Here is a 23747-nt window from a genome sequence, read left to right as displayed (position 1 = left end):
TTTTTAAATATTGCCAAGTGGATATGGATGGAAACAACGCATATTGTGCGTTTAAATCTTGATACTTTGGGCCCAGGCCAGTGCGGCCAAATGCGCTTCATTGACCTGACGCGCGTTGATGAACAGCGAATCAGCCAACGCACCGATATCGCCATTATCCGTTTCACAAGCCTCGGCCAGTGCCAGAAAAGGGCCGTACATGCCATCGCGCGTCAGCAAGGCTTGCGCAACCGGTTCGGCAAGCTGGATTTTCTCCAGTACTTCTTCCATCGGAATGCCCAGCAAGCGGTCCAGCATTGAAAACATGCCGACCACGAACAGATTCTCGGCCTCGTTCTTGGGCAAAATGCCATGTCCGGCCAATTCGGCAAAACGGCCACGCACGATCGCGGTCTGCATCAGTACAGCCGAATCGCTGCCGGTGCCGGCCGTTGCCAGCAGCAGGGACAACCAGCGATACAAAGGCGAATAACCCAGCATCGTGACCGCATGACGCAAGGATTGAATCTCTGCGCCCAGGCCGAAACCGACATTGTTGATATAGCGGAAAAGTTTGTAAGCCAGTGTGGCATCGCGCTTGAGCACATTTTCCAGCTCGCGTACGTCGTCATTCTGCCGCACCATCTGCATCAGTTGCACGATGATGAGCTGCGCCGAATTCAAGCCCTTCTTCTCCGCTCCCGGACGCTGTGTCAGATACAGCTTGCCGATGAAAGCCTGCAACCCTGCTGCTGCGCAGCGATCGTATTCCTGCCAGTCGGCCAGATGGCGCACCACTTTGATCGGCGACGCATGTGCTTCGCCGGAAATTGCAGTGGCATTCTCGATACCGCTGCCGAAGCGAACCTCGACATGGCTGGCCAGCGTCAGCAAGGGGCTATCCGGCGCCACGGCATCTGCATCGCACAAGGAAAATCCATAACCCTGCTGGCGCAGAGCTATTACCGCCTGATGCGTGTCTGCATCGGCCAGATCGGCGGCAGTCAGGCGAAATACGGTATTTTTTGCCGGCAAGGTCTGTACTACATCGGCAGCGATCAAGGCTGGCGTCGCCTCAAAAAACAGCACACTGTCATTCAGTAGCCAACCCGACTCTTCATTACGCAGTTGCGTGGCGACAAACGTCACCAGTTCCAGCAAATCCTCATCGCTGGCCATGCCGTCATCCTGCTGATTGCCATACCAGCGAAGTTCGTATCCAAGAACCTGCTGCTTCGCACTCACTAAAGGTTCGCGAACAATAAATTTAGTTACAAGCATGGGGGCAATAAGAAAGGAAGAAACAGGAAATGGAAAGGATGGACAACATCACTTGCCGACGAATTAAAACCCTAGACTGTCGAGTAAATCATCCACCTGTGCCTGGCCGGCAACCACATCATTGCCCACCGGGTTGATTTGTGGTCCGTTCAGCAAGCCGGTATCGACTTCACGCTTGATTTCCGGCGGTGCGTAATCGACCAGCAATTGCAACAGCTGCTGCTCAAGACCATGCGCCAGCTCGGTCACCTTCTTGATGACCTGACCGGTCAAATCCTGAAAATCCTGCGCCATCATGATATTCATCAGATGCTGCTTGGTTTCTGCCGTTGCCGCTTGCGTTTGATTCAAATAAGCGAGCGTGTTTTCGGCGACGGCACGATATTTTTCTTCCGAAAACGCGCCTTGCAACGTTTGCTGCCATGCAGCCGAAATGCTGGCGGCATCGGTTTGAATACGGTCTTGCAACGGGCCGGCGGCTTCGGTTGCATTCAGCACACGTTGCGCCGCCTGCTCTGTCATGCGCGCCACGTAATCGAGGCGATCGCGCGCGTCCGGAATATCATGCGAAGCGCGTTCGATCAGTTGATCGAAACCCAGGCCTCGCAGGCTATCGTGCAAGGCACGCGTCATATGACCGACGCGCGACAATACTTCGTCATGCGCCAGATCACCACGCTCGTCAGCCATGCCGGAAGGCATGGGCTCGGCACGCAGGGTCGTATTCAACTCAGGCTCCGGCAGCGGCCAGTTTTTCAAAGATCTTCGCGAGTTTTTCATCCAGAGTCGCGGCGGTGAACGGCTTGACGACATAACCGTTGGCACCGGCCTGCGCCGCTGCGATGATGTTTTCTTTTTTCGCTTCTGCCGTCACCATCAGGACCGGCAATTTGGACAGCGCGGGGTCGGCACGTATCTGCTGCAACATCGTCAGGCCATCCATATTCGGCATGTTCCAGTCGGAGACGACGAAATCGAAGGTTTCGCTACGCAGCTTGGACAGTGCCATCACGCCGTCTTCAGCTTCATCAACATTCGTATAGCCCAGTTCCTTCAACAGATTGCGGACGATACGACGCATCGTTGAAAAATCATCGACAACTAAAAATTTGGTGTTTGGACCTGCCATGAATTACTCCATTAATTCTTTATACCGTTATCGATCTTGAAAGAGATCGAAGCTCACTGCAAACCTTGGTCTCTTTTTCCGACATCTTGCTATTATGCACTGATGATGCAGCAGAATTGGAAGATTTGCCAGCCTCTGCAGCATCACTCTGCATCGGCAGCCTGCTCTACACCCTCAATGCGCGACTGCTGTTGCTTGCCAGATGACCCAAAACCATGCCCGGCAAAGCATTCAGCGAGCCGACCTCGTGTGTTGCACCGACCGCAATGGCTTCCCGCGGCATGCCGAACACCACGCACGATGCTTCATCCTGCGCGAAATTATAGGCGCCGGCATTTTTCATTTCCAGCATGCCGAGCGCGCCATCCTTGCCCATGCCGGTCAGGATCACGCCCACCGCATTTTTACCTGCATGCACGGCAGCGGAATGAAACAGTACATCCACTGAAGGACGATGACGATTGACCGGCGGTCCCTGATCGAGTTGCGTCATGTAGTTTGCACCGCTACGCACAAGCTGCAAATGCGAATGGCCGGGCGCAAGGTAGGCATGACCGGGCAGCACGCGCTCCCCGCCTTCGGATTCCTTGACGTCGATTTTGCACAGGCTATCGAGGCGTTGCGCAAACGATTTGGTAAAACCGGGCGGCATGTGCTGGGTAATCAGTATGCCCGGGCAATCGGACGGCATCTGCATCAGGAAATCCTTGATGGCTTCAGTGCCGCCGGTCGAAGCACCGATGATGATCAGCTTTTCGCTACTAGTCAGGGGGTTGCGTACCAGCGGCAGTACACCGTCTCCGGCTGACTTGTGCGTTTCAGTCGGAATATGGCGCGCCTTGATGCGTGCCTTGGAAGCGGCGCGGATCTTGTCCGCGATCATTTCCGTATATTCCAGCATGCCGCTCTGAATCGACATCTTCGGCTTGGTAACGAAATCGACTGCGCCCAGTTCCAGCGCGCGCAAGGTGATTTCCGAACCGCGCTCGGTCAGCGAAGACACCATCACGACCGGCATCGGCCGCAGGCGCATCAGCTTCTCAAGAAAATCGAGACCATCCATGCGCGGCATTTCGACATCCAGCGTCAACACATCCGGATTCGTCTGCTTGATCAAATCCCGTGCGATGATCGGGTCAGGGGCAACGCCCACGACTTCCATATCCGGCTGGCTGTTGATGATTTCCTTCATCACGCTGCGAATCAAGGCCGAGTCATCCACAATCAACACTTTTATCTTCATATCCTCACCTTGACAATTCTGCTTTAGCTACTGTCACGCACTCAGGAAAACAGCTCGATGTCGCCGGCGACATTGTTCGACTGCAGACGATTTGCATAATCCTGTTCGCGATTGACCAGCGTATTGTTATTCAGTTGTTTGAGCTTCTTGACCAGTACCTTGCCGCTGCGCGGGAAGTAATACACTTTGCGCGGATGAATATCGTTGAGGTCTTCCGCAATGATGCGGATACCTTCCACCTTCAGAAAATCACGTACGAACTGTGCATTGCGTTCGCCTACGTTCATGGCGATAAATCCGCGCAGCACGGCACCGCCGCCGAATACCTTGGCTTCCAGATTTTCACGCTTGGCACCAGCCTTCAACAGATCGTTGATCAGCACTTCCATTGCATAGGTGCCGTAACGCGCCGAGGCGGAAATGGGGCTGCCTGCATCGGCACCGCTATCCGGCAGCATGAAGTGATTCATGCCGCCCACGCCCGTTACGCGATCGCGTATGCAGGCAGATACGCAGGAGCCGAGCACCGTCACGATCAGCATGTCCTTGCCGGTGTAGTAGTACTCACCCGGCAGTATCTTGGCTGCATCGCAATCGAAGGTTCTATCGTAATAGACGTTCGTGGCGAAATGCTCTTTGGTAAATTCACTCATACATTCAATCTCATGCCCTGCGCAATTTTGCGCTGCTGGTTTTCCTGTCCGGATCCAGTTCGTATACTGTTTTTCCGCGCAGCTTGAATTCATCGCATACATACAGGAAGTTTTCGGAATGACCGGCAAACAGCAAGCCATCCGGTTTCATCAGGGGCGCAAAACGATCCAGTATTTTCCCCTGCGTCGGTTTGTCGAAATAGATCATCACATTACGACAGAAAATCACGTCGAACGGCCCGGAAACTCCCCAATTATCAGCCAGCAGATTCACTTGCTTGAAACTGACCATCTGACGCAACTCGGGACGCACACGCACCTGGCCTTCACGTTCGCCTTTGCCGCGCAGGAAAAAGCGTCGCGCGCGTTCCGGCGACATTTTATCCAGCCTGTCGATGGAATAAACGCCATTGGCGCCGGTATTGAGCACATTGGTATCGATGTCGGTGGCAATGATGCGCACCGGCGGCGTCAGCGTATTGAATGCTTCGCATGCTGTCATCGCAATCGAATACGGCTCTTCCCCGGTCGACGCAGCAGAACACCATATCTCGATCGGTTCCTTAACCTTCTTCAGATGTTCGGCCAGAATCGGGAAGTGATGGGACTCGCGAAAAAACGAAGTCAGATTGGTCGTCAACGCATTGGTAAACGCCTCCCACTCTTCCGTCTCTCCACTGCCCTGCTCCAGCCTGTCGAGATACGTCACAAAAGAACTGATGCCGGTAGCGCGCAAACGACGCGCCAACCGGCTGTAAACCATTTCCTGCTTGCTTTCGGCCAGTGCAATTCCTGCTTTTTTATAAATCAGCGCACGCACCCGCTCAAAATCGCGTGCAGTAAACTCGAACTCCTTGGAGCCTTCGGTTCTGGTTTGAGAAGACGATTTCATACTGCCACTTTCCTTTTCCACAGTTGCATATCAATGCTGCCGATTATGCAGTCTCTAAAAATCGTCAACTGTTTTGCACAATTTTGTATACCGACTCGACTACGCTGCAATATTTTCAATCAAACCCATCTCTTCGCTGGACATCAATTTGTCTATATCGACCAGGATCAGCATGCGTTCGTCCAGCGTGCCCAGACCGATCAGGTAATCGGTATTGAATGCCGTACCCATTTCCGGTGCCGGTTTGATTTGCTCCGGCGACAGGGTAATCACATCCGACACGCTATCGACCACCATACCCACCACGCGACCGCCGATGTTCAAAATGATGACGACGGTAAATTGATCGTAGGTCGGTTCGCCCAGATTGAATTTGATTCGCATGTCGACGATAGGCACGATAATGCCGCGTAGGTTAACCACCCCCTTGACGAATTCAGGCGCATTCGCAATCCGCGTCACGGTCTCATAGCCGCGAATTTCCTGCACTTTCAGGATATCAATGCCGTATTCTTCCTTGCCGAGTGTAAACGCAAGAAATTCATTCCCGGTTTTGGCGCCGTTGGTATTGTCTTGTACATTGTGAATCATGAAAATTCTCCTCTTCAGGAATAAATGGATTCGTCGTTCAATTGACGACTGGAGCGCAGTAGTGCAGCAACATCAATGATCAGCGATACGCCGCCGTCACCCAGAATAGTGGCACCGGAAATTCCCGCCACCTTGCGATAATTCGATTCAAGATTCTTGACCACAACCTGCTGCTGACCGACCAGCTCGTCGATAAACAAGGCCGCCTTCCGACCTTCCGATTCCAGAATCACAACAATGCCTTCGGATGGATCCATGAAGTTCGGTTCAATATCGAACATCTTGTAAAGCGGAATCAAAGGCAGGTAATCGCCACGCACCTTGACCACTTTTCCCTGTCCGCTGATTTCCTTCACATCCTCCGGGTCCGGCTGCAGCGATTCCACCACGTAGCCCAGCGGCAGAATGTAAATTTCCTCGCCAACTTTAATCGACATGCCATCCAGAATGGCCAGCGTGAGCGGCAGCGAAATCGAAATGGTGGTGCCGAATCCTTTGCTGGAACGAATGTCGACCGCACCGCCCATCGCAGTGATATTCCGCTTGACCACATCCATGCCGACGCCACGACCGGAGACGTCCGTCACCGCTTCTGCAGTGGAAAATCCCGGTGCAAAAATCAGCTGCCAGACGTCTGCATCCGGCATCTCGTCCGATACTTCCATCTCCTGCTGTCTGGCCTTGGCGAGAATTCTTTCGCGATTCAAGCCGCCGCCATCATCGCTGACTTCGATAATGATGTTGCCGCCCTGATGGCTGGCGGAAAGCGAGAGCTGTCCGGCCGGCGTCTTGCCGGCAGCCGTTCTTACCTCCGGCATTTCTATACCGTGATCGACGCTGTTGCGCACCAGATGTGTCAAGGGATCGACGATACGTTCGATCAAGCCCTTGTCGAGTTCGGTTGCCGCGCCTTGCGTGACGAATTCGATTTTCTTGCCCAGCTTGCCGGCAAGATCGCGCACCATGCGAGGGAAGCGGGAAAACACATAATCCATCGGCATCATGCGTATCGACATCACCGCTTCCTGCAGATCGCGTGTATTGCGCGTCAATTGCGACACGCTGTTCAACAGCCGCTCATGCAGCATCGGATCAAGCGAATCCGTACGCTGTTCTATCATCGCCTGCGTGATCACCAATTCACCGACCAGATTGATCAGTTGATCCACTTTTTCGATACCGACACGTATTGAAGACGATTCGGCGCTACTCGTCATTTTGTCGGTATCGCGTTTGGCTGCAGGTTTTTTATCATTTGCAGCCGCGTGATGGTGGGCCTCGCCCTCATCATCCTCGACGTCCGTCGCCTTGCGTGCGACCGCAGGAGCAAGTTCAAGCGGTACGAAGGGTGCAAAAAAACCATAACCCTGCGCGTTTTCCTTTTCCTTCAAGGCGGTTTCACCGGCGATCACCGAATGCAGCGGCTCGAAGAAGCCGTAACCCTGCTGCGCCTCAGCATGGCTGCGCTCATCAATTGATTGGCTGCCAGGCGCAAATTCTTCCGTTATTTTCAGATCATTCGGGTCGAGGATGAAAGAACAAATGGCGATAATATCGTCCGGTCCTTCATGCGTGCTCAATGTAAATACCGGCCGCTGATCAGGCAAGACATCCCGGTGGATCTCGCCCAGCAAACCGAGCTCTGCTGCCAGCGCCTCCACGTCGCGCGGCGGCACTTGCGGCAATTCAATACGAAAACGACGATCAGTGCGCGCAACAACTCCGCCGGCATTGGCAATTGGTGCGACAGCCGCAGCAGATGGAGCCGCATCGTCCTGCGACAGCGCTTCCAGCATCAGACGTACTTCGGTTACCGCATCCAGATCGACAGGCGTGTGTAAACGATGGCCATCGAGCTGCATTTTTAAAATATCTTTTGCCGACAAAAACGCATCCACATGTTCTGGTTTCAGCGCCATCTCGCCCTTGCGTATGCGATCCAGCAGGGTTTCCAGCACGTGCGTCACTTCGGTCAAATCGGTAATGCCGAACGTGCCGGCGCCGCCCTTGATTGAGTGGGCAGCGCGAAAAATTGCGTTCAGATCCTCTTCATCGGGAGATGACACATCAACGGCCAGCAGCAATTTTTCCATCTCAGCCAGCAGTTCTTCGGTTTCATCGAAAAACACCTGGAAGAACTGACTCATATCGATGGTCATTATTCAACTCCGTTGTCTATGCTCTGGATGATATTCATGCTCATCGCGCGATCAACCTATGACTTTTTTCACTACTTCGGTCAGACGTTGCGGATCAAACGGTTTGACCAGCCAACCGTTTGCACCTGCCGCCCGCCCTTTGGCTTTCATTTCATCGCTGGATTCCGTTGTCAAAACCAGGATGGGCACTTTTTGATAGGTTGGCAATGCACGCAGCGCACGAATCAGCGAAAAGCCATCCATGCGCGGCATGTTCTGATCCGTCAGGACCAGATCGAAAATCTGCGTTTGCGCCTTGTCCAAACCATCCTGTCCATCCACTGCTTCGGTCACTTGATAACCGGCTGCTCGCAGACTGAATACCACCATCTGTCGCAACGAACCCGAATCGTCGACTGCCAATATTGTTTTAGTCATTTCCACTCCTGCAAATACACATTTCCGGCTGTTAAATCTGCCAGGCCAAAGTTTTGCTGCTCATTCAAAACAAATCAATTTCGCCGCTTTCCATATGAGTCTGGCGCACAGCCTTCCATAACTCCTTTTCCAGCTCGACACTTTGCGCCTTCAACCTTGCATTGACCTCGCTCAGCGCCGCATGCATCTGTTCGCCATTTCCATCGGTCGGAATTGCGCTGCCATTTGTTCCCAACACTTCCAGCACGTCGCGCAATCCAACCACCCGACGTACAGTGCGATTGATCAATTGCGTTGTCATATCCTGAAACTGCAAACCGGTCACTGCGGCATTCACGTGCTGATCGATTTGCGCTGCTTGTTCGCGCAAATCCAGCATCGCATCCGGTGTCACGGCAGTGCCTGCCAGCAAGGCATCGACTATCTGCTGTTGTGCAGTAACAGTCGCATGAATCGCCATGAAACTGACACTCAACTTTTCAATTGCCTCGCCGAGCAGAACATTGGTCTGTACCAGATCAGTCTCGATCTCGGTCAAATGCTGGCCTCCATGCTCGGACAGGCCCGATAGCAGATGCCTTACCTGTGCAGCCAACGAAGTCTTTATTGTCATGACAGTACCCGCTCTTTATTTTCAGTCACAGCAGATGTCGGCTCATTTTTGTGCACCGGCGGGCGTTGCTACAAGTGGCACAGGCTGGGCTGCAACAGATGGATTAACACCATTTTCCACCGTCTGTTTTGCCGTCTCCTCATTCACCACATCCAGTGTCCGGTTTTCCTTGGTAATGGAGTCTTCCGTTTTCTTGTTCATGACGATAATGCTGATGCGGCGATTGACCGGATTGAGCGGATCTTTTGGATCGAACAGCACGGCGGAAGATAAGCCGACAACACGCAGCATTTTCGATTCTTCCATGCCACCGGCGATCAACTCGCGACGCGATGCATTGGCCCGATCCGATGAAAGCTCCCAATTGCTGTAGCTTTTTTCGCCACTCGAATACGGGGTAGCATCAGTATGACCGGATAAACTGATGCGATTCGGAATATCGTTGAGTGTCTTGGCAATCTCGTGCAGGATAAGTTTTGTATACGGCTGCAAGTCGGCTTTCGACAAGGCGAACATCGGGCGGTTTTTTTCATCCACAATCTGAATGCGCAAACCTTCCGAAGTTATATCCAGCAAGAGTTGATTTTTGTATTGCCGCAGGCTGGGTATCGAATCGATTGCCTCTTCGATGCGCTCCTTCAAGGATTTGAGGCGGTTCATTTCCTGCCGCTCCAACTCTTCCTCGGCAGCTTTCAGATTGAAGCTTTTGGTGGGAGTAAGGTTTTCGCCTTTTTGCTGCTGACCATCGATGCGGGTCATATCCTTGCCGCCGCCCTTGATCACGCTGGTGGCATCGCCGCTGCCCGAACCGCCCGCCATCGCTACCTTCAGCGGGGTACTGAAATAGTCGGCAATCCCTTGCAGATTGCCCTTGGTGGTGGAGCCCAGCAACCACATCAGCAGAAAGAACGCCATCATCGCGGTAACAAAATCCGCGTAAGCGATTTTCCAGGCGCCGCCGTGATGGCCGCCTCCTGATTTTTTAATGCGCTTTACGATAATGGGACGGAGTCCTTCGTCAGCCATGTCAGTCTCCGTTAAGGTTCTTTTATATTTGTATTCTCAAGACGGAGAATTGCATTATTTCGACTTCGACTGCTTGATATGATCCTCCAGCTCGCTGAAAGAAGGACGTTCAGTCGAAAACAATACCTTGCGGCCAAACTCGACTGCGAGCGCAGGCGCGTAGCCATTCAGGCTGGCCAGCAAAGTCACTTTGATGCATTGGAACACTTTGGATGATTCATGCAGTTTTTGTTCCAGCGTACTTGAAAGCGGCGAAACAAAACCATAAGACAACAGAATACCGAGGAAGGTACCGACCAGCGCATTGGCAATCAGGATACCCAGCTCTGCCGGCGGCAGGCCAACCGATGCCATCGTGTGTACCACACCCATGACTGCGGCGACGATACCAAATGCAGGCAAACCATCGCCCATCTTGGCAATGCAATGCACGGGAACCTCGCCTTCAGCATGATGCGTATCGATTTCATTATCCATCAGGTTTTCAATCTGAAACGCATCCATATTGCCCGACACCATCAGGCGCAGATAATCGGTAATGAACTCGATGATGTGGTGATCCGCCAGTACCGTCGGGTATTTGGTAAAAATCGCACTTTCTTCAGGAGCGTCGATATCACCTTCGATCGACATCAAGCCTTCCTTGCGAACCTTGGTCAATATCTCGAATAAAAGCGTCATCAGTTCCATATACAGGCTTTTTGTATATTTGGAACCCTTGAAAACATTAGGCAGGGCTTTGAAGGTTGCCTTGATCGCCTTGCTGTTATTACCGACAAAAAATGCACCGGCAGCCGCGCCACCTATCATCAATAATTCGACAGGCTGAAGCAGTGAAGCCAAATGTCCGCCAGCAAGCGCAAATCCGCCAAAAACAGATGCAAGGACGACAATGTATCCAATGATAACTAACAAACTGCGCTCCGATTCTGGGTTTAGGATGCCATTATTGCCTTAACAATTGCCAATATGCAACCGCGATGATGCCGCGCTTGTCTTGATCACACGACAAGCGATGCAATGCGCCACCCAGCACGCACGATATCCAACTCGCCTATATGACTTTCAACGGCTTGAATTGCAGGAACTTGAGTCGCAGCACACTTGCAGAGCACGAATACATTTACATTCGCCAGCAATAAATGCACCGATGATTAACAAGCGGCGAAACGACCATAGTCGGTACGACATCAGGGATAGGGAATTCATAACTGAGCAGGAGTGTCCCGGCGCGCATTTCAGCACGCGCTTTTTCCCACAAGGCAGGCATCGCTGCCGGTGACAGATAGGCAAACACTACATCGTAGGCGGCAAAATCAAGATGACGGTAATCGCCACGCTTGAAGCGTGCCCGGCTGCGTGTCAAAAACGTGCGCAGCACGCTCACCAGCCAAGGTAGCGGTGCGATTTCTATACCGGAAAATTCGCTGTCCGGCCTGCGCTTTGCCAGATTCAGGGTCAAACCGCCCAAGCCACTGCCTATATCAATAAAGCGGATTGCCCGCTCCTGCGGCAATAATTCCGCCACTGCGTGCCAGGTTGCAAGGCCGGAGGGGTAAAAGGGAACCTGCGTGCGAAAGGTCGTCCAGTATAGAAACAGCAGAACGAGGAAACCCAGCATGAATAGCGTGGGCGGCAATTGCAGAGACAACGCAAACAGAAGAACTATGGGGAAGAACAGCTGTATCGCCAGCCACCAGGATGCGAGTTTGCGCCAATAGGAAAAACCGGCGGCAAGCAAGCCTTGAAGAAAGACAGCCAGCCAGAGATTGACCGCAATGCCGAAGATCGCCACCAGACTACGAGCGATCAGCAATACGAGAAAAAAAGAAAGGATTTGAAAAAAAAGCGCCTGCACGGCAGGCAAGTGGAAGACAGATTCAGACGACGCCAGCTTTGCGCCGGAGCGCCGCACACTCTTCACTCAGACACTCTTTCCAGAAGAAATTCAATTACGCTACCAGCAGATTTGCATCCATCTTGGCACGTTTGGTTTTACCGGCTCTGGATGGCATGTGGCACAAACCACAAGTGTAATTCGCGTTCAGGTCCAGACGGTGCACGACAAAATGACCATTGCATTCGCTGCAACATGCCGTTTCCAGCATTTTACTATCGAAAAACCGCACCAGGGTCCAGGCACGCGTCAAAGACAACACCGGTTCGCCGTCCTCGCCCATATCGACCTGTTCCAGGTACAGCTTGTAGGCTTTCATCACGGCTTCAATGCCGGAAATCTGCGCATGCTCAAGCAGGTATTTATAAATGCCGATAAATAATGAAGAATGGATATTAGGTTGCCAGGTAATGAACCAGTCGGTCGAAAACGGCAACATGCCTTTTGGCGGTGAAACGCCACGCAATTCCTTGTACAGTTTCAGCAAGCGTTCGCGCGACAATGAGGTTTCCGATTCCAGCAACTGCAGGCGCGCACCCAGATTAATGAGTTCGATGGCGAGTTGGATTTCCTGGGATTCTGTTACTACACTTTTCTTGGCCATGTCCGCGCTCTTTTCCGAAACTACAACAATACGATGATCGATACTTGTTCAGACTGCAATCAAGCGATTTGCTCGACTGCCTGGCCCGCCATCAGAATAGCCGCATGCGAATGCGCAAGTGAACGATCCTTGTTGTAATTGGTCAGCATGCCAAGAATGGCACCGTCGTCGAAACGAAAGCGTGCCAACATCATGTTGGCGCCGGCGAGTTTCAGGATTTGCGCATTGTTCATGCCTTCGATCAAATCAGCAATTTCATTGCTGATGCCCAGGCGGAAGATTGCAGTCGCCTTGTCGGCGCGAATCATTTGCTGCGCAAGCATCAGGTAACCAAGATTTGCGTCGCGAATTTCTGCAATGATGTCGTTATTAGTCATGTGAATCCCCTTACCCGTGAATGTCTTTGGCTGCTATTTGTGAGCCAGTGAATGCATTCTGAGTTGGGAACCCAATGCCTGAAATAGGCACTAATCGGTATTTTTATACAGAGAAGACGACAATAGGCCGGTAGGCGTTTGTCTTACAAACGCCGACCAGCATACGATACACTCCACAAGAAATGGAGCGGAGAGTGGCTTGTACATTACATCTACGCGTTTACACCTTGCGTGGATAAATTGACAAAAAACCGATAATAAAGAAATTTTCCAAGTCTTTTTAGTGACTGAATTTCTCAAAAATATTCATTCAAACAGCAAAAACAACGTCTTTTTACTGCCTCTTGTATCTTTAACGGCACGCTTTTGCAGAACTTTAGGGTTCGAGCAAAATAAATTTTAAAAACTTTATGCCTTTATCTAAGATTGATAACGGCAGGCATCACCAGAACTTTAGGGTTGGAATGAAATAATTTCGATTATTTGCATATTTTCTGTTTTAGCCGCTGCTGCCAGTCCGGTTTTGCAAGCGCGGCATGACTAATACCGCCGCTAATGAGCAAGCCGTATCAGCCTGGATACTAAAAAACGCCCGGTTTGCCGCCCGCGTACCCACTCATCATCTTTAATGCCTATTTGCATACAAAGCCCAATACTCCGGATGGCCGCCTGCGCACGCACAGGTTTCAGCATCAGATATTCATTCGATGCGTGGGCTGCCCATAAAATCTGCTATTGTTAAGCCGGATATTCCATCATCAAGTAAAAGGAGACTCTTATGGATTTGGTAGAAAAATTCGATGCCAAAGGTAAAACAGGAGCGGCCTATCACGTGGAGGTGTACCAAACCCCTATAGAAACTTCCGACGAAGGAAGTCCGGGTAGCAAAACCTATCAGCTGACAGATGGACGAGCGCTGGATCCCCTGTCCGACGCCAAATTCAAGATTGTGCAGACAGGAGAAAAGATTTATCGCGTGTAAGCCTCAGGCACGGCCTGCGTCTTTAACCGGACTGATATGCATTGCAAATGTCTGCCATGTTGATGACCCGATGAATTGAAAAAGCCCGCAATCTTGCGGGCTTTTTCGTATGCAAAGAAGCGATATCGCCTTCCATTGGCACTTCAGAAATATTGTTGCACAATCTCGCCAAATGCCGCTTCCGCAGACATGCCCTGCTTCATCAGTGCACTGACTTGCTGTGAGTAGGCGCGTATGCCTTCCGGCAGCTTCTGCATATTGTTTTTGAAGTATTCATATTTCTGGATATCGATCAAGTCACCTGGCTTGACCGCCGCCTTGGCAGCACTGCCGACAACGCGCGTCTTGCGCACGCTGCTCGTTGTCTTGGCCATGCCGATGCCTGCAATCGTCTGTTCAATTTGCTGCAGCGTCAGCACCACAGTCGCATTGCCCACCGCAAATTCATGTTCTTCCGCGCGCAGCAAATGATGATTGCCGTCGAATGCCATTTTTTTATCGAAGGTATTGGTCACCTGATAATTCGGTCGCTGCCCCGGCCCGCTCAGAGCAAACTGCACGCGCTCACCGTAAGCCTTCATTTGTGCGGTCACACCCTTCAGATAGTCCGCCTCCAGCGTATCCATGCTCCCATTCCAGCGCTTGCTTCTTTTCGTGTTCAAAATGCTTTGTTCCAATAAAAGTGACTTATCCAATTCGACCAAAGAAAAAAGCCCTTGATTTTCATCAAGGGCTTCTAATCTTTTGGAGGAGGCGGTGGGAGTCGAACCCACGATACGGGTTTAAGCCCATATGCTTCCTTAGCAGGGAAGTGCCTTCGACCACTCGGCCACGCCTCCACATTACTTCAGTAGCACCACCAACACACTACCAGAAGGTTCAGCATAATAACTTTTCATGCATGTCTGGTCAACCAAACTATGCAATCAAAAATGACTTAATTGCTTTTTTCCAGATCAAAGGTCTTGTGCAATGCGCGCACTGCCAATTCCATGTACTTCTCGTCGATCAAAACAGAAATCTTGATTTCCGAAGTTGAGATCATCTGGATGTTGATGCCCTCTTCCGACAAGGTGCGGAACATTTGCGATGCGATGCCGACATGGCTGCGCATGCCGACGCCGACCACGGACACTTTCGATACCTTGGTGTCGCCCTGAATGCTGGCAGCGCCGATATGCGCCTTGACGCTGTCGTCGAGCACATCCACTGCCTTGGCGTAATCGGCGCGCGGTACGGTGAAGGTAAAGTCCGTCTTGCCGTCCACCGACTGATTTTGAATAATCATGTCGACTTCAATATTTGCAGCAGCGATCGGGCCGAGAATCTGGTAAGCGATACCAGGACGATCCGGTACGCCCAGAACGGTGATTTTCGCTTCATCGCGACTAAATGCAATACCGGTAATAGCGGCTTGTTCCATCTTTGTATCTTCCTCAAACGAAATCAGGGTGCCGGATTTTGCTTCTTCTTCCAGCGACATCATGGGGTCGGTCAGCGACGACAATACACGCGTCGGCATCTTGTAATTGCCGGCAAATTCGACTGAGCGTATCTGCAGCACTTTCGAGCCTAGCGACGCCATTTCGAGCATCTCTTCAAATGTGACGGTATTCAGGCGGCGTGCTTCCGACACGACGCGCGGATCGGTCGTATAGACGCCATCCACATCGGTGTAGATCAGGCATTCCTTCGCCTCCAGCGCGACCGCAACCGCAACCGCCGACGTATCCGAACCGCCGCGTCCCAGCGTGGCGATATTGCCATCTTCATCCACGCCCTGGAAACCGGTAATGATCACGATACGGCCGGCATCCAGATCCTTCTTCACCTTCACGTCATCGATCGATTGTATGCGTGCCTTGGTAAAGGCGGAATCGGTCTTGATGCCGGCCTGCCAGCCGGTATACGACACGGCTTCCTTGCCAATGGAATGCAGCGCCATCGCCAGCAAGGCGACGGAAACCTGCTCGCCAGTCGAAGCCAGCATGTCGAGTTCGCGCGGATTCGGATGCGGCATCAACTCCTTGGCCAAACCGATCAAACGATTGGTTTCACCGGACATGGCCGATGGCACCACCACGACTTGATAACCAGCGTCATGCCATTTGGCGACGCGTCTGGCGACATTCTTGATGCGCTCGGTAGAGCCCATCGATGTGCCACCGTATTTGTGAACTATTAAAGCCATAAGGAGTAAAAAGCGCGCTTTGAAATGAGGGAAGCAGGAAAAATGAACCCACGACTTTACAGCCTGCGGCGCAGAATGACAAGTCCGGCAAGGGCTCCCAGCCACTTTATGCTTATTAAAATAAACATAAAGTGGCAATGAAATTGATTTATGGCGAATCGAACTGCCAGCGCAGTTGTATATGCATTCCGGTTTCAGTACTGAACGAGTGGCAATCCATACCGATTCCTGCCGCAAACAGTAATTGCTTCTCTGCAAAAACCAATGGCAAACGTTCCCGTTCCCAGGCCGGTACATCGCCAGCCTGATAATGATATTTCAGACTTTTGGTCGGCCGATTCCACGCCGGCTTCAGACGCTCGCCGCCGCTACGCAACTGCAGGGTCAATGCCTGCTCACGCAACCATTCCGCGCTCACGCCCTGCTCTGCCTCCTCGAAAAACAGCGCACCGCCGAATTCGGCAAACTGCATGGCCGTTGCACCGTCCCAGCGAAACGCCAATGGCGCTTGCTCCAGCATGGCAGGGTCGAGTTTGGGTGTGAGATAGACGCGATCGCGATGACGGCGGATATGGCAATCTGCATGCGTGACGCATAACTGCGCATCGTGTTTGGCTTCCAACAATTGCGTGCGCATTTCATTGAGCCAGGAGGTCGAAGGCATGCGCACGCCGCGCGAACCAAACCAGTAACGCAACATGTTATCGATGCGATCCGCGCTGAATTGTCTGAGCTTCGTTACATCGAGACAGGCGCCATCGAGACACACGGTCAAATCCTGCGCTGCCAGTTCTATCAGCAGGCGTTGTGCCGATTGTGCATGTTGCGCGGTGCGCGCAAAGCGCTGCTGAAAACCCGGGAAATGTTGCGCCAGTGTCGGCATGACTTGATGACGCAAGGCGTTGCGCGCATAGCGCGGATCGAGATTCGACTCATCTTCGACGAAGCGGATGGAATGAGTAGTAACGAATTTTTCCACATCCAGGCGCGCCACCTGCAGCAAGGGCCGCCCCATCAGCAATGCTGCGTCACCCAGCAAATCGGCTGCATGGTTGGCGCTATCCATACCGGACAGCCCTGCCACACCTGAGCCGCGCAATAATTGCAGCAGCACGGTTTCAGCCTGATCGTCCTGATGATGTGCAGTCAACAGCAGCGGGACATCGTGCCCGCGACACATATCGCCCAATGCAGCATAGCGGCTTAGTCTTGCCGCTTCCTCGATGCCGTTCTTTTCATTTTTGCCGACTTGCACCTTGCGCGCATCGAATGCGATATTCAACTCTGCGCACTGCTGCCGGCAATGCGCCAGCCATAGATCGGCATTCGGACTCAAACCGTGATGCACGTGAAAAGCGAATAGTTCTATCTGATGAGCCTGTGCGTATGCATGCATCAGATGCAGCAAGGCGGCGGAATCCAATCCTCCGCTATAAGCAATGGCTATCTTTTGCGCAGCAGATCCGGAAAGAGAAACGCGCGTCCGGATTTCCCCTAACGCGCGTTCAAATTCACTTTGCGTTGCCGCAATGTCTTTATCGATCAAGGTTCATTCCGGTGTGTTGATCTCTTTGAATTTACCGTAACTCATCAATTTTTCATGGCGAGCAGCCAGCAAATCCTTGGTTTTCATGCCCTGGAACTGACGCACGGTATCAGCCAATGCGCGCTTGACCAGTGCCGCCATCTGCTTCGGATCGCGATGTGCGCCACCCAGCGGTTCATTGATGATCTTGTCGATCAGGCCCATCGCCTTCAAGCGATGCGCGGTCAGGCCCAAAGCTTCTGCCGCATCGGATGCACGCTCTGCGGATTTCCACAGGATCGAGGCGCAACCTTCAGGCGAAATCACCGAGTAAGTCGAATATTGCAGCATCAATACTGCATCGCCGACTGCAATCGCCAGCGCGCCGCCGGAGCCGCCTTCGCCGATGATGGTCGCGATCAGCGGCACTTTCAGTTCCGCCATCACATACAGATTGTGGCCGATCGCTTCCGACTGGCCGCGCTCTTCCGCGTCGATACCTGGGAAGGCACCCGGAGTGTCAACAAAGGTGAATACCGGCAAACCAAACTTTTCCGCCAGCTTCATCAGACGCATCGCCTTGCGATAACCTTCCGGTTTCGGCATACCGAAATTACGCAGGCTACGTTCCTTGGTGTCGCGGCCCTTTTGATGGCCAATCACCATGCAAGGCATGCCATTGAAACGGGCCAGACCACCCACGATAGACAGATCGTCCGCATAGCTGCGATCGCCGTGCAATTCGTGGAAGTCGGTGAAGATTTCATTCACATAGTCCATCGTGTATGGACGTTGTGGATGGCGTGCAATCTGCGACACTTGCCATGGCGTGAGCTTGGCGTAGATATCTTTAGTCAATTGCTGGCTTTTCTTCGACAAGCGATCGATCTCTTCCGAGATATCAACTGCCGAATCGTCCTGCACAAAGCGCAGCTCTTCGATCTTGGAATCGAGTTCTGCAATCGGCTGTTCAAAGCCGAGGAAAGTCGTTTTACTCATCGTGCCTCCTTCTGATCAACACGAGGTGGATATTCATATGGCTGCTCAAGCTGGTGCGTTCACCGCATCAAGACTGCGCCATAGGTACCAGGTTGCCACCGTACGGTAGGGCTCCCAATTAGCGGCGACTTCCCGCGCATCGCTGCGGGAAACCGGCTCGCCGGAAAAATAGTTACGACTGATGCCTGCCAGCAGACCGAGGTCGTCCAGCGGCAAAATATTCGGCCGGAGCAGATTAAATATCAAAAACATCTCCGCTGTCCAGCGTCCAATGCCGCGAATTTGAATCAAATCGGCAATAACGTCCTCATCTTCCATCTCGGCCCACTTGTCACAATTGACACGTTTCGCCTTGAAATGGTCGGCCAGATCGAGAATGTACTCTGATTTTCGCTTGGATAAACCACAGCTGGCCAGTTTATCGCCAGCCTTGATGACCTGCACGGGCGTGCATTTCGGACAAACTTCGAGAAAACGCTGCCACACGCTATCGGCGGCCTTGACGGAAATCTGCTGGCCGATGATAGAACGCGCCAATGTTGAAAACGGCTCACCACGGCTGGCCAGATGCAAATCGCCAAATTGCGGAATCAGCTTGCGCATGATGCGGTCGCGTTTCATCAGCTCGACCTTCGCCTCCTCCCAGTAGACAGGCAGGATGCGCGTTTCATCGGCGGCAGTCATTTTCCCCATCCAGTTCTACGCCCTTCGCCACTCGGTTAAACCGCCGGGTTTGTCTTCCAGGATGATGCCTTTTTCCAGCAAGGCAGCACGAATGCGATCCGCCTCGGCAAAGTTCTTTGCCTTTTTTGCATCTACGCGTGCGGTGATTTGTCCGGCAATCAATGCTTCCATCTCGTCAGCGTCAGCGGCACCGGCACTTGCCAATCCTGCATGCAGGAATTGCTGTGCCGGGCGCTGCAAAAGACCGACTATACCAGCCAGCCTGACCAACTGGCGCGCCAGTATCGGTGATTTTTCCCTATTAATTTCATTTGCCAATTCAAACAACACGGCAATCGCCAGCGGTGTGTTGAAATCGTCATTCATCGCATCGATGAAACGGACTGCATGCGCCTCGCTCATGTCCAGCGGCAAATTATCCGGTGCCACTTCTTTCAGGGCCGTATACATGCGCGTCAAGGCATTGCGCGCATCGTCCAGATGCGCATCGGAATAATTCAACTGACTACGGTAATGCGCACGCAAAATAAAGAAGCGCACGACTTCCGCATCGAATTTTTCCAGCACTTCGCGTATCGTGAAAAAATTGCCCAAAGATTTGGACATTTTCTCATTGTCGACGCGCACAAAACCGTTATGCATCCAGTAATTGACAAAGGGATGCCCGCTCGCGCCTTCAGACTGCGCAATTTCATTTTCATGATGCGGGAATTGCAGATCAGCACCGCCGCCGTGGATATCGAATTGCTCGCCGAGTAATTCACATGCCATGGCCGAACATTCGATATGCCAGCCGGGACGGCCACTACCCCACTTGGAAGACCATTTCACTTCTTCCGGTTCTGTTTCTTTCGATGACTTCCACAATACAAAGTCCAGCGGATCGCGCTTGCCCGTGTTGACATCGACGCGCTCGCCTGCGCGCAAATCGTCCAGCGACTTGCCGGACAACTTGCCGTAACCGGCAAAATCACGCACTGAATAATTGACGTCGCCATCGGATGATTTGTAAGCCAGACCATTGCGTTCCAGCGTTTCGATCAAGCCCAGCATTTGCGGCACATAGTTGGTCGCACGCGGTTCATGATCGGGTTTTTGTACACCTAGCGCAGCGGCATCCTCATCCATTGCATCGATGAAACGTTGCGTCAGCTGTGAAATCGTTTCACCGTTTTCTGCCGCCCGCTTGATAATCTTGTCATCAATGTCAGTGATATTGCGTACGTAAGTGACATCGAAACCGGAAGCACGTAACCAGCGCTGCACCAGATCGAATACCACCATCACGCGCGCGTGTCCGATGTGACAATAGTCGTACACCGTCATGCCGCACACATACATCCGGACTTTGCCCGGATCAATAGGAGTAAACGGCTGCTTCTCGCGCGCCAGCGTATTGTAGATCTTCAGGGCACTCATGAATGGTTGTCTGTTTTGGCCAGGAATTTGTTACAAGCTTTGATGCGTATCACCATCAACACGTATCAGCCTACCCCCGGCACTGATGCGACCATGTCGCAAAACACTTTGTCATACTTCTTTTTGATAAAATGCACGTTTTTGCGGCAGTATAGCATTGATGAAATTTCCTCCCGTCACCAAAATGACGGCAAACCTTCAGCAATGCGGCAACAACCTTGGCAAACCGCAAACACCCGATACTTAACTTGCAAAGGGGACGGCATAATATGATGGTGCCGCCATTCCTGCAACCGCAGCATCGAATAAATTCCTGCCAGGCAGACTGAATTGCTTGAAAAAACTCAAGCATCAGCAGCCGGCATTTTGCAACCTGTCCATCCAGAATGAAGGAAGTCAGTATGAAATTTTCCCGTCGTCGCGCCCTCTCCATCGTCTTCGCCATGTCGCTGTCAGGCGCATTGCAACTGGCGCATGCAGCCGATGCGCCACAGGTTTTGCTGAAAACGAATATGGGCGATATCGTACTGGAACTGAATCAGGACAAGGCGCCGAAAACAGTAGACAATTTTCTGCAATACGTAAAAAGCGGCCAGTACAACGGCACGATTTTTCATCGCGTCATAGCCGACTTCATGATTCAGGGCGGCGGTTTCGACAAGGACATGCGTGAAAAAGCCACCCGCGCGCCTATCCAGAATGAAGCGCAAAACGGTTTGAAAAACGATATCTACACGATCGCCATGGCACGTACCGGCAATCCGCATTCCGCCACTGCACAGTTTTTCATCAATACGCAAACCAACAACATGCTGAACTATCCGGGCCAGGATGGCTGGGGTTATACGGTATTCGGCAAAGTCGTCAAAGGTACGGAAGTCGTCAACAAGATCAAGCAGGTCAATACTGGCAATCGCGGGCCGCATCAAAATGTACCGGTACAGCCAGTGATCATCGAATCCGCTACCATTACACAATAATTTTTTTACTTCACACCTAACAAGGACTCATATGGCTGTCATCCTCACCACCAACCACGGCAACATCACGATCGAACTCGACGCGGAAAAAGCGCCAAAAACGGTTGAAAATTTTCTTGCCTACGTCAATTCCGGCCATTACGCCGGCACCATCTTTCACCGCGTGATCGATGGCTTCATGATCCAGGGCGGCGGCTTTGAACCAGGCATGAAACAGAAACCAACCAACGATACGGTTGAAAACGAAGCGAAGAACGGTCTCAAGAATACCAAGTACACACTGGCCATGGCACGCACTTCGGATCCGCATTCTGCTTCCGCACAGTTCTTCATCAACACCAACGACAACACCTTCCTTGATTTTCCGGGTCAGGATGGCTGGGGTTATTGCGTATTCGGCAAAGTCACTGACGGCACCGATGTTGTGGAAAAAATCAAGTCTGTCAAAACCACTCGCAGCGGCATGTTCGCCGATGTGCCAGCAGAAGACGTGATCATCGAAAAAGCAGAAGTAATCTAAGCATCGATACCGCTGATTCTTTTCGACGCACAACATGACCACTTCATCTTCTGCATCGAACCAGCAAGCGCAGCCGGAAACGGCTGCGCTTTTTGTTTCTGACCTGCACTTGCAGGCGGCGATGCCGCGCACCACCCAGGCGTTTTTTGATTTTCTGCACCGTCACGCCAGCAAAACCAGGCAACTGTATCTGCTCGGCGACATCTTCGAGGCGTGGGCCGGTGATGACGACATGAAAGATGCTTACAACCAGCAGGTCGTGAGCAAGCTGAAACAGTTGAGCGATGACGGCATTGCCATTTTCTGGATGGCCGGCAACCGCGATTTTCTGGTCGGCCGGGAGTTTGCTGCGACGACCGGCATCACATTGCTGCCCGACCCCTTCGTGACGACGATTGCCAACCGCCCGCTGGTGCTCACGCACGGCGATGCCTACTGTACCGACGATGAAGCCTATATGCAGTTTCGTGCGCAGGTGCGGCAGGACGAATGGCAAAAGAATTTTCTTGCGCTGCCACTGACGCAACGCAAGGACATCATCGAAAGCCTGCGTGCCGGCAGCCGCGCAGCACAACGCGACAAGTCTTACGACATCATGGACGTCAACAAGACGGCGATCGCCGCGCTATTCGCCCAGAGCGCCAGCGCGACCATGATCCACGGCCACACGCACAGACCGGCGCGCCATGACGAAACGCACGACGGTCAGACACGCACACGCTATGTATTGTCGGATTGGGATCTGGATAGTGCTATGCCGCGTGGCGACTGGCTGGCGCTCGATGCGGCCGGGCAGATCACACGCCACGCCTTGAATGGCGCAGTCATCGCAGATTAGACTGCGATGAGCGCAGGTGGCAGCTTATTCGAACTGCTGCCTGAATTGTTGCAATTGCGCGGCAAGTGCCGCAACTTCTTCCCTTAAGGCGCTAACTTCGCCTTCCAGTTGTGCAATGCGATCCTGCCTGGAAACGCCGGTTGCAGCGCTAGCCGCATACGTTACGCCTTCGGCAGTTTCCGGATAGCTTTCACCGCACAGCAACGATGCATAGCGCGCCTCCTTGGTACCTGGAGCACGCGGCAAGCGGGCAACCAGCGGCGGATACTTATCCATCAGGAATTGCAATCCTGCTTCGACATCGGCAATCGAGGCAAACTCATGCAGGCGACCGGAGCGGTTACGGATTTCGCCGGCCGTCTGTATGCCGCGCAGCATCAGGATAGTCAGCACTGCCAGCTTGTCCTGCTCCAGCGACCATTTCATGCGCAGTCTATGTTCATACTTGCTGACCCGCGCGCCGGCCTGATTGACTTCGGCTATGAATTTTTCCTGTATCAGGCGCTGCAGGATTTCCCGCACCTCGTCTTCACCCATCGCCATCACAGGATCGCGGCTGGTCAATTGATTGCAGCCATTGGTCAGCGCATTGAGCGACATCGGATAGCTATCGGGCGTCAGCGCTTCTTTTTCCGCCAGCACGGCAAGCACACGCATTGCGCCTGTATCGAACATCGCTTGCGGTTTTTCCTGCGCGTCGGATTCTGTCGATGTGGAATGCATTACTTCGGTATTCATATCTAAACGC

General features: G+C 52.5%; 26 protein-coding genes and 1 tRNA gene. 4 read left to right on the top strand and 23 right to left on the bottom strand.

Going from position 1 to position 23747, the window contains the following annotated elements; all coding sequences use genetic code 11:
* Window positions 1–51 precede the first annotated feature (51 nt).
* The 15 genes from ACIQW9_RS03395 to flhD all read right to left on the bottom strand — a co-directional run bounded on the left by ACIQW9_RS03395 (window position 52) and on the right by flhD (window position 12861).
* Window positions 52–1260: an EAL and HDOD domain-containing protein gene (locus ACIQW9_RS03395; RefSeq protein WP_402332939.1), complete on the bottom strand. Its 1209-nt coding sequence runs from the start codon at window positions 1258–1260 to the stop codon at window positions 52–54.
* A 63-nt stretch (window positions 1261–1323) separates the two neighbouring features.
* The gene (gene cheZ, locus ACIQW9_RS03390; RefSeq protein WP_402337842.1) at window positions 1324–1962 is read right to left on the bottom strand and encodes a protein phosphatase CheZ; all 639 of its coding nucleotides are present in this window, start codon (window positions 1960–1962) and stop codon (window positions 1324–1326) included.
* Between the two features lie 28 nt (window positions 1963–1990).
* Window positions 1991–2389 carry a chemotaxis response regulator CheY gene (gene cheY, locus ACIQW9_RS03385; RefSeq protein ID WP_011870814.1) on the bottom strand — a complete coding sequence of 133 codons (399 nt, stop codon included), beginning with the start codon at window positions 2387–2389 and terminating at the stop codon, window positions 1991–1993.
* Window positions 2390–2555: 166 nt separating this feature from the next.
* Window positions 2556–3632: a chemotaxis response regulator protein-glutamate methylesterase gene (locus ACIQW9_RS03380; RefSeq protein ID WP_402332936.1), complete on the bottom strand. Its 1077-nt coding sequence runs from the start codon at window positions 3630–3632 to the stop codon at window positions 2556–2558.
* 41 nt (window positions 3633–3673) lie between these two features.
* A complete protein-coding gene (gene cheD, locus ACIQW9_RS03375) occupies window positions 3674–4285 on the bottom strand; it encodes a chemoreceptor glutamine deamidase CheD (protein WP_402332933.1) in 612 nt (203 codons plus the stop codon).
* 10 nt (window positions 4286–4295) lie between these two features.
* Window positions 4296–5177, bottom strand: coding sequence for a CheR family methyltransferase (locus tag ACIQW9_RS03370; protein WP_402332931.1), 882 nt, complete (start codon window positions 5175–5177; stop codon window positions 4296–4298).
* Between the two features lie 99 nt (window positions 5178–5276).
* The gene (locus tag ACIQW9_RS03365) at window positions 5277–5768 is read right to left on the bottom strand and encodes a chemotaxis protein CheW (RefSeq protein WP_402332929.1); all 492 of its coding nucleotides are present in this window, start codon (window positions 5766–5768) and stop codon (window positions 5277–5279) included.
* A 14-nt stretch (window positions 5769–5782) separates the two neighbouring features.
* On the bottom strand, window positions 5783–7927 hold the full coding sequence (gene cheA / locus ACIQW9_RS03360) for a chemotaxis protein CheA (RefSeq protein WP_402332926.1): 2145 nt from the start codon (window positions 7925–7927) through the stop codon (window positions 5783–5785).
* Between the two features lie 51 nt (window positions 7928–7978).
* Window positions 7979–8344 carry a response regulator gene (locus tag ACIQW9_RS03355; RefSeq protein WP_402332924.1) on the bottom strand — a complete coding sequence of 122 codons (366 nt, stop codon included), beginning with the start codon at window positions 8342–8344 and terminating at the stop codon, window positions 7979–7981.
* A 64-nt stretch (window positions 8345–8408) separates the two neighbouring features.
* Window positions 8409–8957 (bottom strand): chemotaxis protein, encoded by a 549-nt coding sequence (locus ACIQW9_RS03350; protein ID WP_402332921.1) that lies wholly within the window; start codon window positions 8955–8957, stop codon window positions 8409–8411.
* 42 nt (window positions 8958–8999) lie between these two features.
* Window positions 9000–9983, bottom strand: a complete 984-nt coding sequence (motB, locus tag ACIQW9_RS03345) for a flagellar motor protein MotB (protein ID WP_402332918.1) — start codon at window positions 9981–9983, stop codon at window positions 9000–9002.
* 54 nt (window positions 9984–10037) lie between these two features.
* A complete protein-coding gene (gene motA / locus ACIQW9_RS03340) occupies window positions 10038–10898 on the bottom strand; it encodes a flagellar motor stator protein MotA (RefSeq protein WP_402332916.1) in 861 nt (286 codons plus the stop codon).
* A gap of 208 nt (window positions 10899–11106) precedes the next feature.
* Window positions 11107–11907, bottom strand: coding sequence for a class I SAM-dependent methyltransferase (locus ACIQW9_RS03335; protein ID WP_402332914.1), 801 nt, complete (start codon window positions 11905–11907; stop codon window positions 11107–11109).
* Between the two features lie 28 nt (window positions 11908–11935).
* Window positions 11936–12484 carry a flagellar transcriptional regulator FlhC gene (flhC, locus tag ACIQW9_RS03330; RefSeq protein ID WP_402332912.1) on the bottom strand — a complete coding sequence of 183 codons (549 nt, stop codon included), beginning with the start codon at window positions 12482–12484 and terminating at the stop codon, window positions 11936–11938.
* Window positions 12485–12543: 59 nt separating this feature from the next.
* Window positions 12544–12861, bottom strand: a complete 318-nt coding sequence (gene flhD, locus ACIQW9_RS03325) for a flagellar transcriptional regulator FlhD (RefSeq protein ID WP_112992201.1) — start codon at window positions 12859–12861, stop codon at window positions 12544–12546.
* Between the two features lie 778 nt (window positions 12862–13639).
* Here flhD and ACIQW9_RS03320 point away from each other — a divergent pair.
* Window positions 13640–13843 (top strand): hypothetical protein, encoded by a 204-nt coding sequence (locus ACIQW9_RS03320; RefSeq protein WP_011870800.1) that lies wholly within the window; start codon window positions 13640–13642, stop codon window positions 13841–13843.
* 143 nt (window positions 13844–13986) lie between these two features.
* Here the strand turns inward: ACIQW9_RS03320 and ACIQW9_RS03315 are convergent, their stop codons facing one another.
* From ACIQW9_RS03315 to cysS, 7 genes are all read right to left on the bottom strand, one after another.
* Window positions 13987–14469: a hypothetical protein gene (locus ACIQW9_RS03315; RefSeq protein WP_402332908.1), complete on the bottom strand. Its 483-nt coding sequence runs from the start codon at window positions 14467–14469 to the stop codon at window positions 13987–13989.
* 119 nt (window positions 14470–14588) lie between these two features.
* A tRNA-Ser gene (locus ACIQW9_RS03310) sits at window positions 14589–14682 on the bottom strand.
* 98 nt (window positions 14683–14780) lie between these two features.
* On the bottom strand, window positions 14781–16034 hold the full coding sequence (locus ACIQW9_RS03305; protein WP_402332905.1) for an aspartate kinase: 1254 nt from the start codon (window positions 16032–16034) through the stop codon (window positions 14781–14783).
* 148 nt (window positions 16035–16182) lie between these two features.
* The gene (tilS, locus tag ACIQW9_RS03300) at window positions 16183–17580 is read right to left on the bottom strand and encodes a tRNA lysidine(34) synthetase TilS (protein WP_402332903.1); all 1398 of its coding nucleotides are present in this window, start codon (window positions 17578–17580) and stop codon (window positions 16183–16185) included.
* A 3-nt stretch (window positions 17581–17583) separates the two neighbouring features.
* Window positions 17584–18558, bottom strand: a complete 975-nt coding sequence (locus ACIQW9_RS03295; RefSeq protein ID WP_402332900.1) for an acetyl-CoA carboxylase carboxyltransferase subunit alpha — start codon at window positions 18556–18558, stop codon at window positions 17584–17586.
* A 45-nt stretch (window positions 18559–18603) separates the two neighbouring features.
* Window positions 18604–19251: a DNA-3-methyladenine glycosylase family protein gene (locus ACIQW9_RS03290; protein WP_402332897.1), complete on the bottom strand. Its 648-nt coding sequence runs from the start codon at window positions 19249–19251 to the stop codon at window positions 18604–18606.
* Window positions 19252–19257: 6 nt separating this feature from the next.
* On the bottom strand, window positions 19258–20661 hold the full coding sequence (gene cysS / locus ACIQW9_RS03285; protein WP_402332896.1) for a cysteine--tRNA ligase: 1404 nt from the start codon (window positions 20659–20661) through the stop codon (window positions 19258–19260).
* A gap of 401 nt (window positions 20662–21062) precedes the next feature.
* Here cysS and ACIQW9_RS03280 point away from each other — a divergent pair, with 401 nt between their 5' ends.
* Genes ACIQW9_RS03280 through ACIQW9_RS03270 form a run of 3 tightly spaced genes read left to right on the top strand, consistent with a single transcriptional unit; the run spans window position 21063 to window position 22999 of the window.
* On the top strand, window positions 21063–21641 hold the full coding sequence (locus ACIQW9_RS03280) for a peptidylprolyl isomerase (RefSeq protein WP_402332893.1): 579 nt from the start codon (window positions 21063–21065) through the stop codon (window positions 21639–21641).
* A gap of 31 nt (window positions 21642–21672) precedes the next feature.
* Window positions 21673–22161 (top strand): peptidylprolyl isomerase, encoded by a 489-nt coding sequence (locus tag ACIQW9_RS03275; RefSeq protein WP_402332890.1) that lies wholly within the window; start codon window positions 21673–21675, stop codon window positions 22159–22161.
* 34 nt (window positions 22162–22195) lie between these two features.
* Window positions 22196–22999 (top strand): UDP-2,3-diacylglucosamine diphosphatase, encoded by an 804-nt coding sequence (locus ACIQW9_RS03270; protein WP_402332887.1) that lies wholly within the window; start codon window positions 22196–22198, stop codon window positions 22997–22999.
* A 24-nt stretch (window positions 23000–23023) separates the two neighbouring features.
* Here the strand turns inward: ACIQW9_RS03270 and ACIQW9_RS03265 are convergent, their stop codons facing one another.
* Window positions 23024–23737, bottom strand: coding sequence for a YceH family protein (locus ACIQW9_RS03265; protein WP_402332885.1), 714 nt, complete (start codon window positions 23735–23737; stop codon window positions 23024–23026).
* Window positions 23738–23747: the final 10 nt, after the last annotated feature.

It is taken from the genome of Herminiimonas sp. NPDC097707 (assembly GCF_044761395.1).
Taxonomy (GTDB): domain Bacteria; phylum Pseudomonadota; class Gammaproteobacteria; order Burkholderiales; family Burkholderiaceae_D; genus Oxalicibacterium.
The sequence above is the reverse complement of the archived record's forward strand: the minus strand, read 5'-3'. Positions and strand labels throughout refer to the sequence as shown.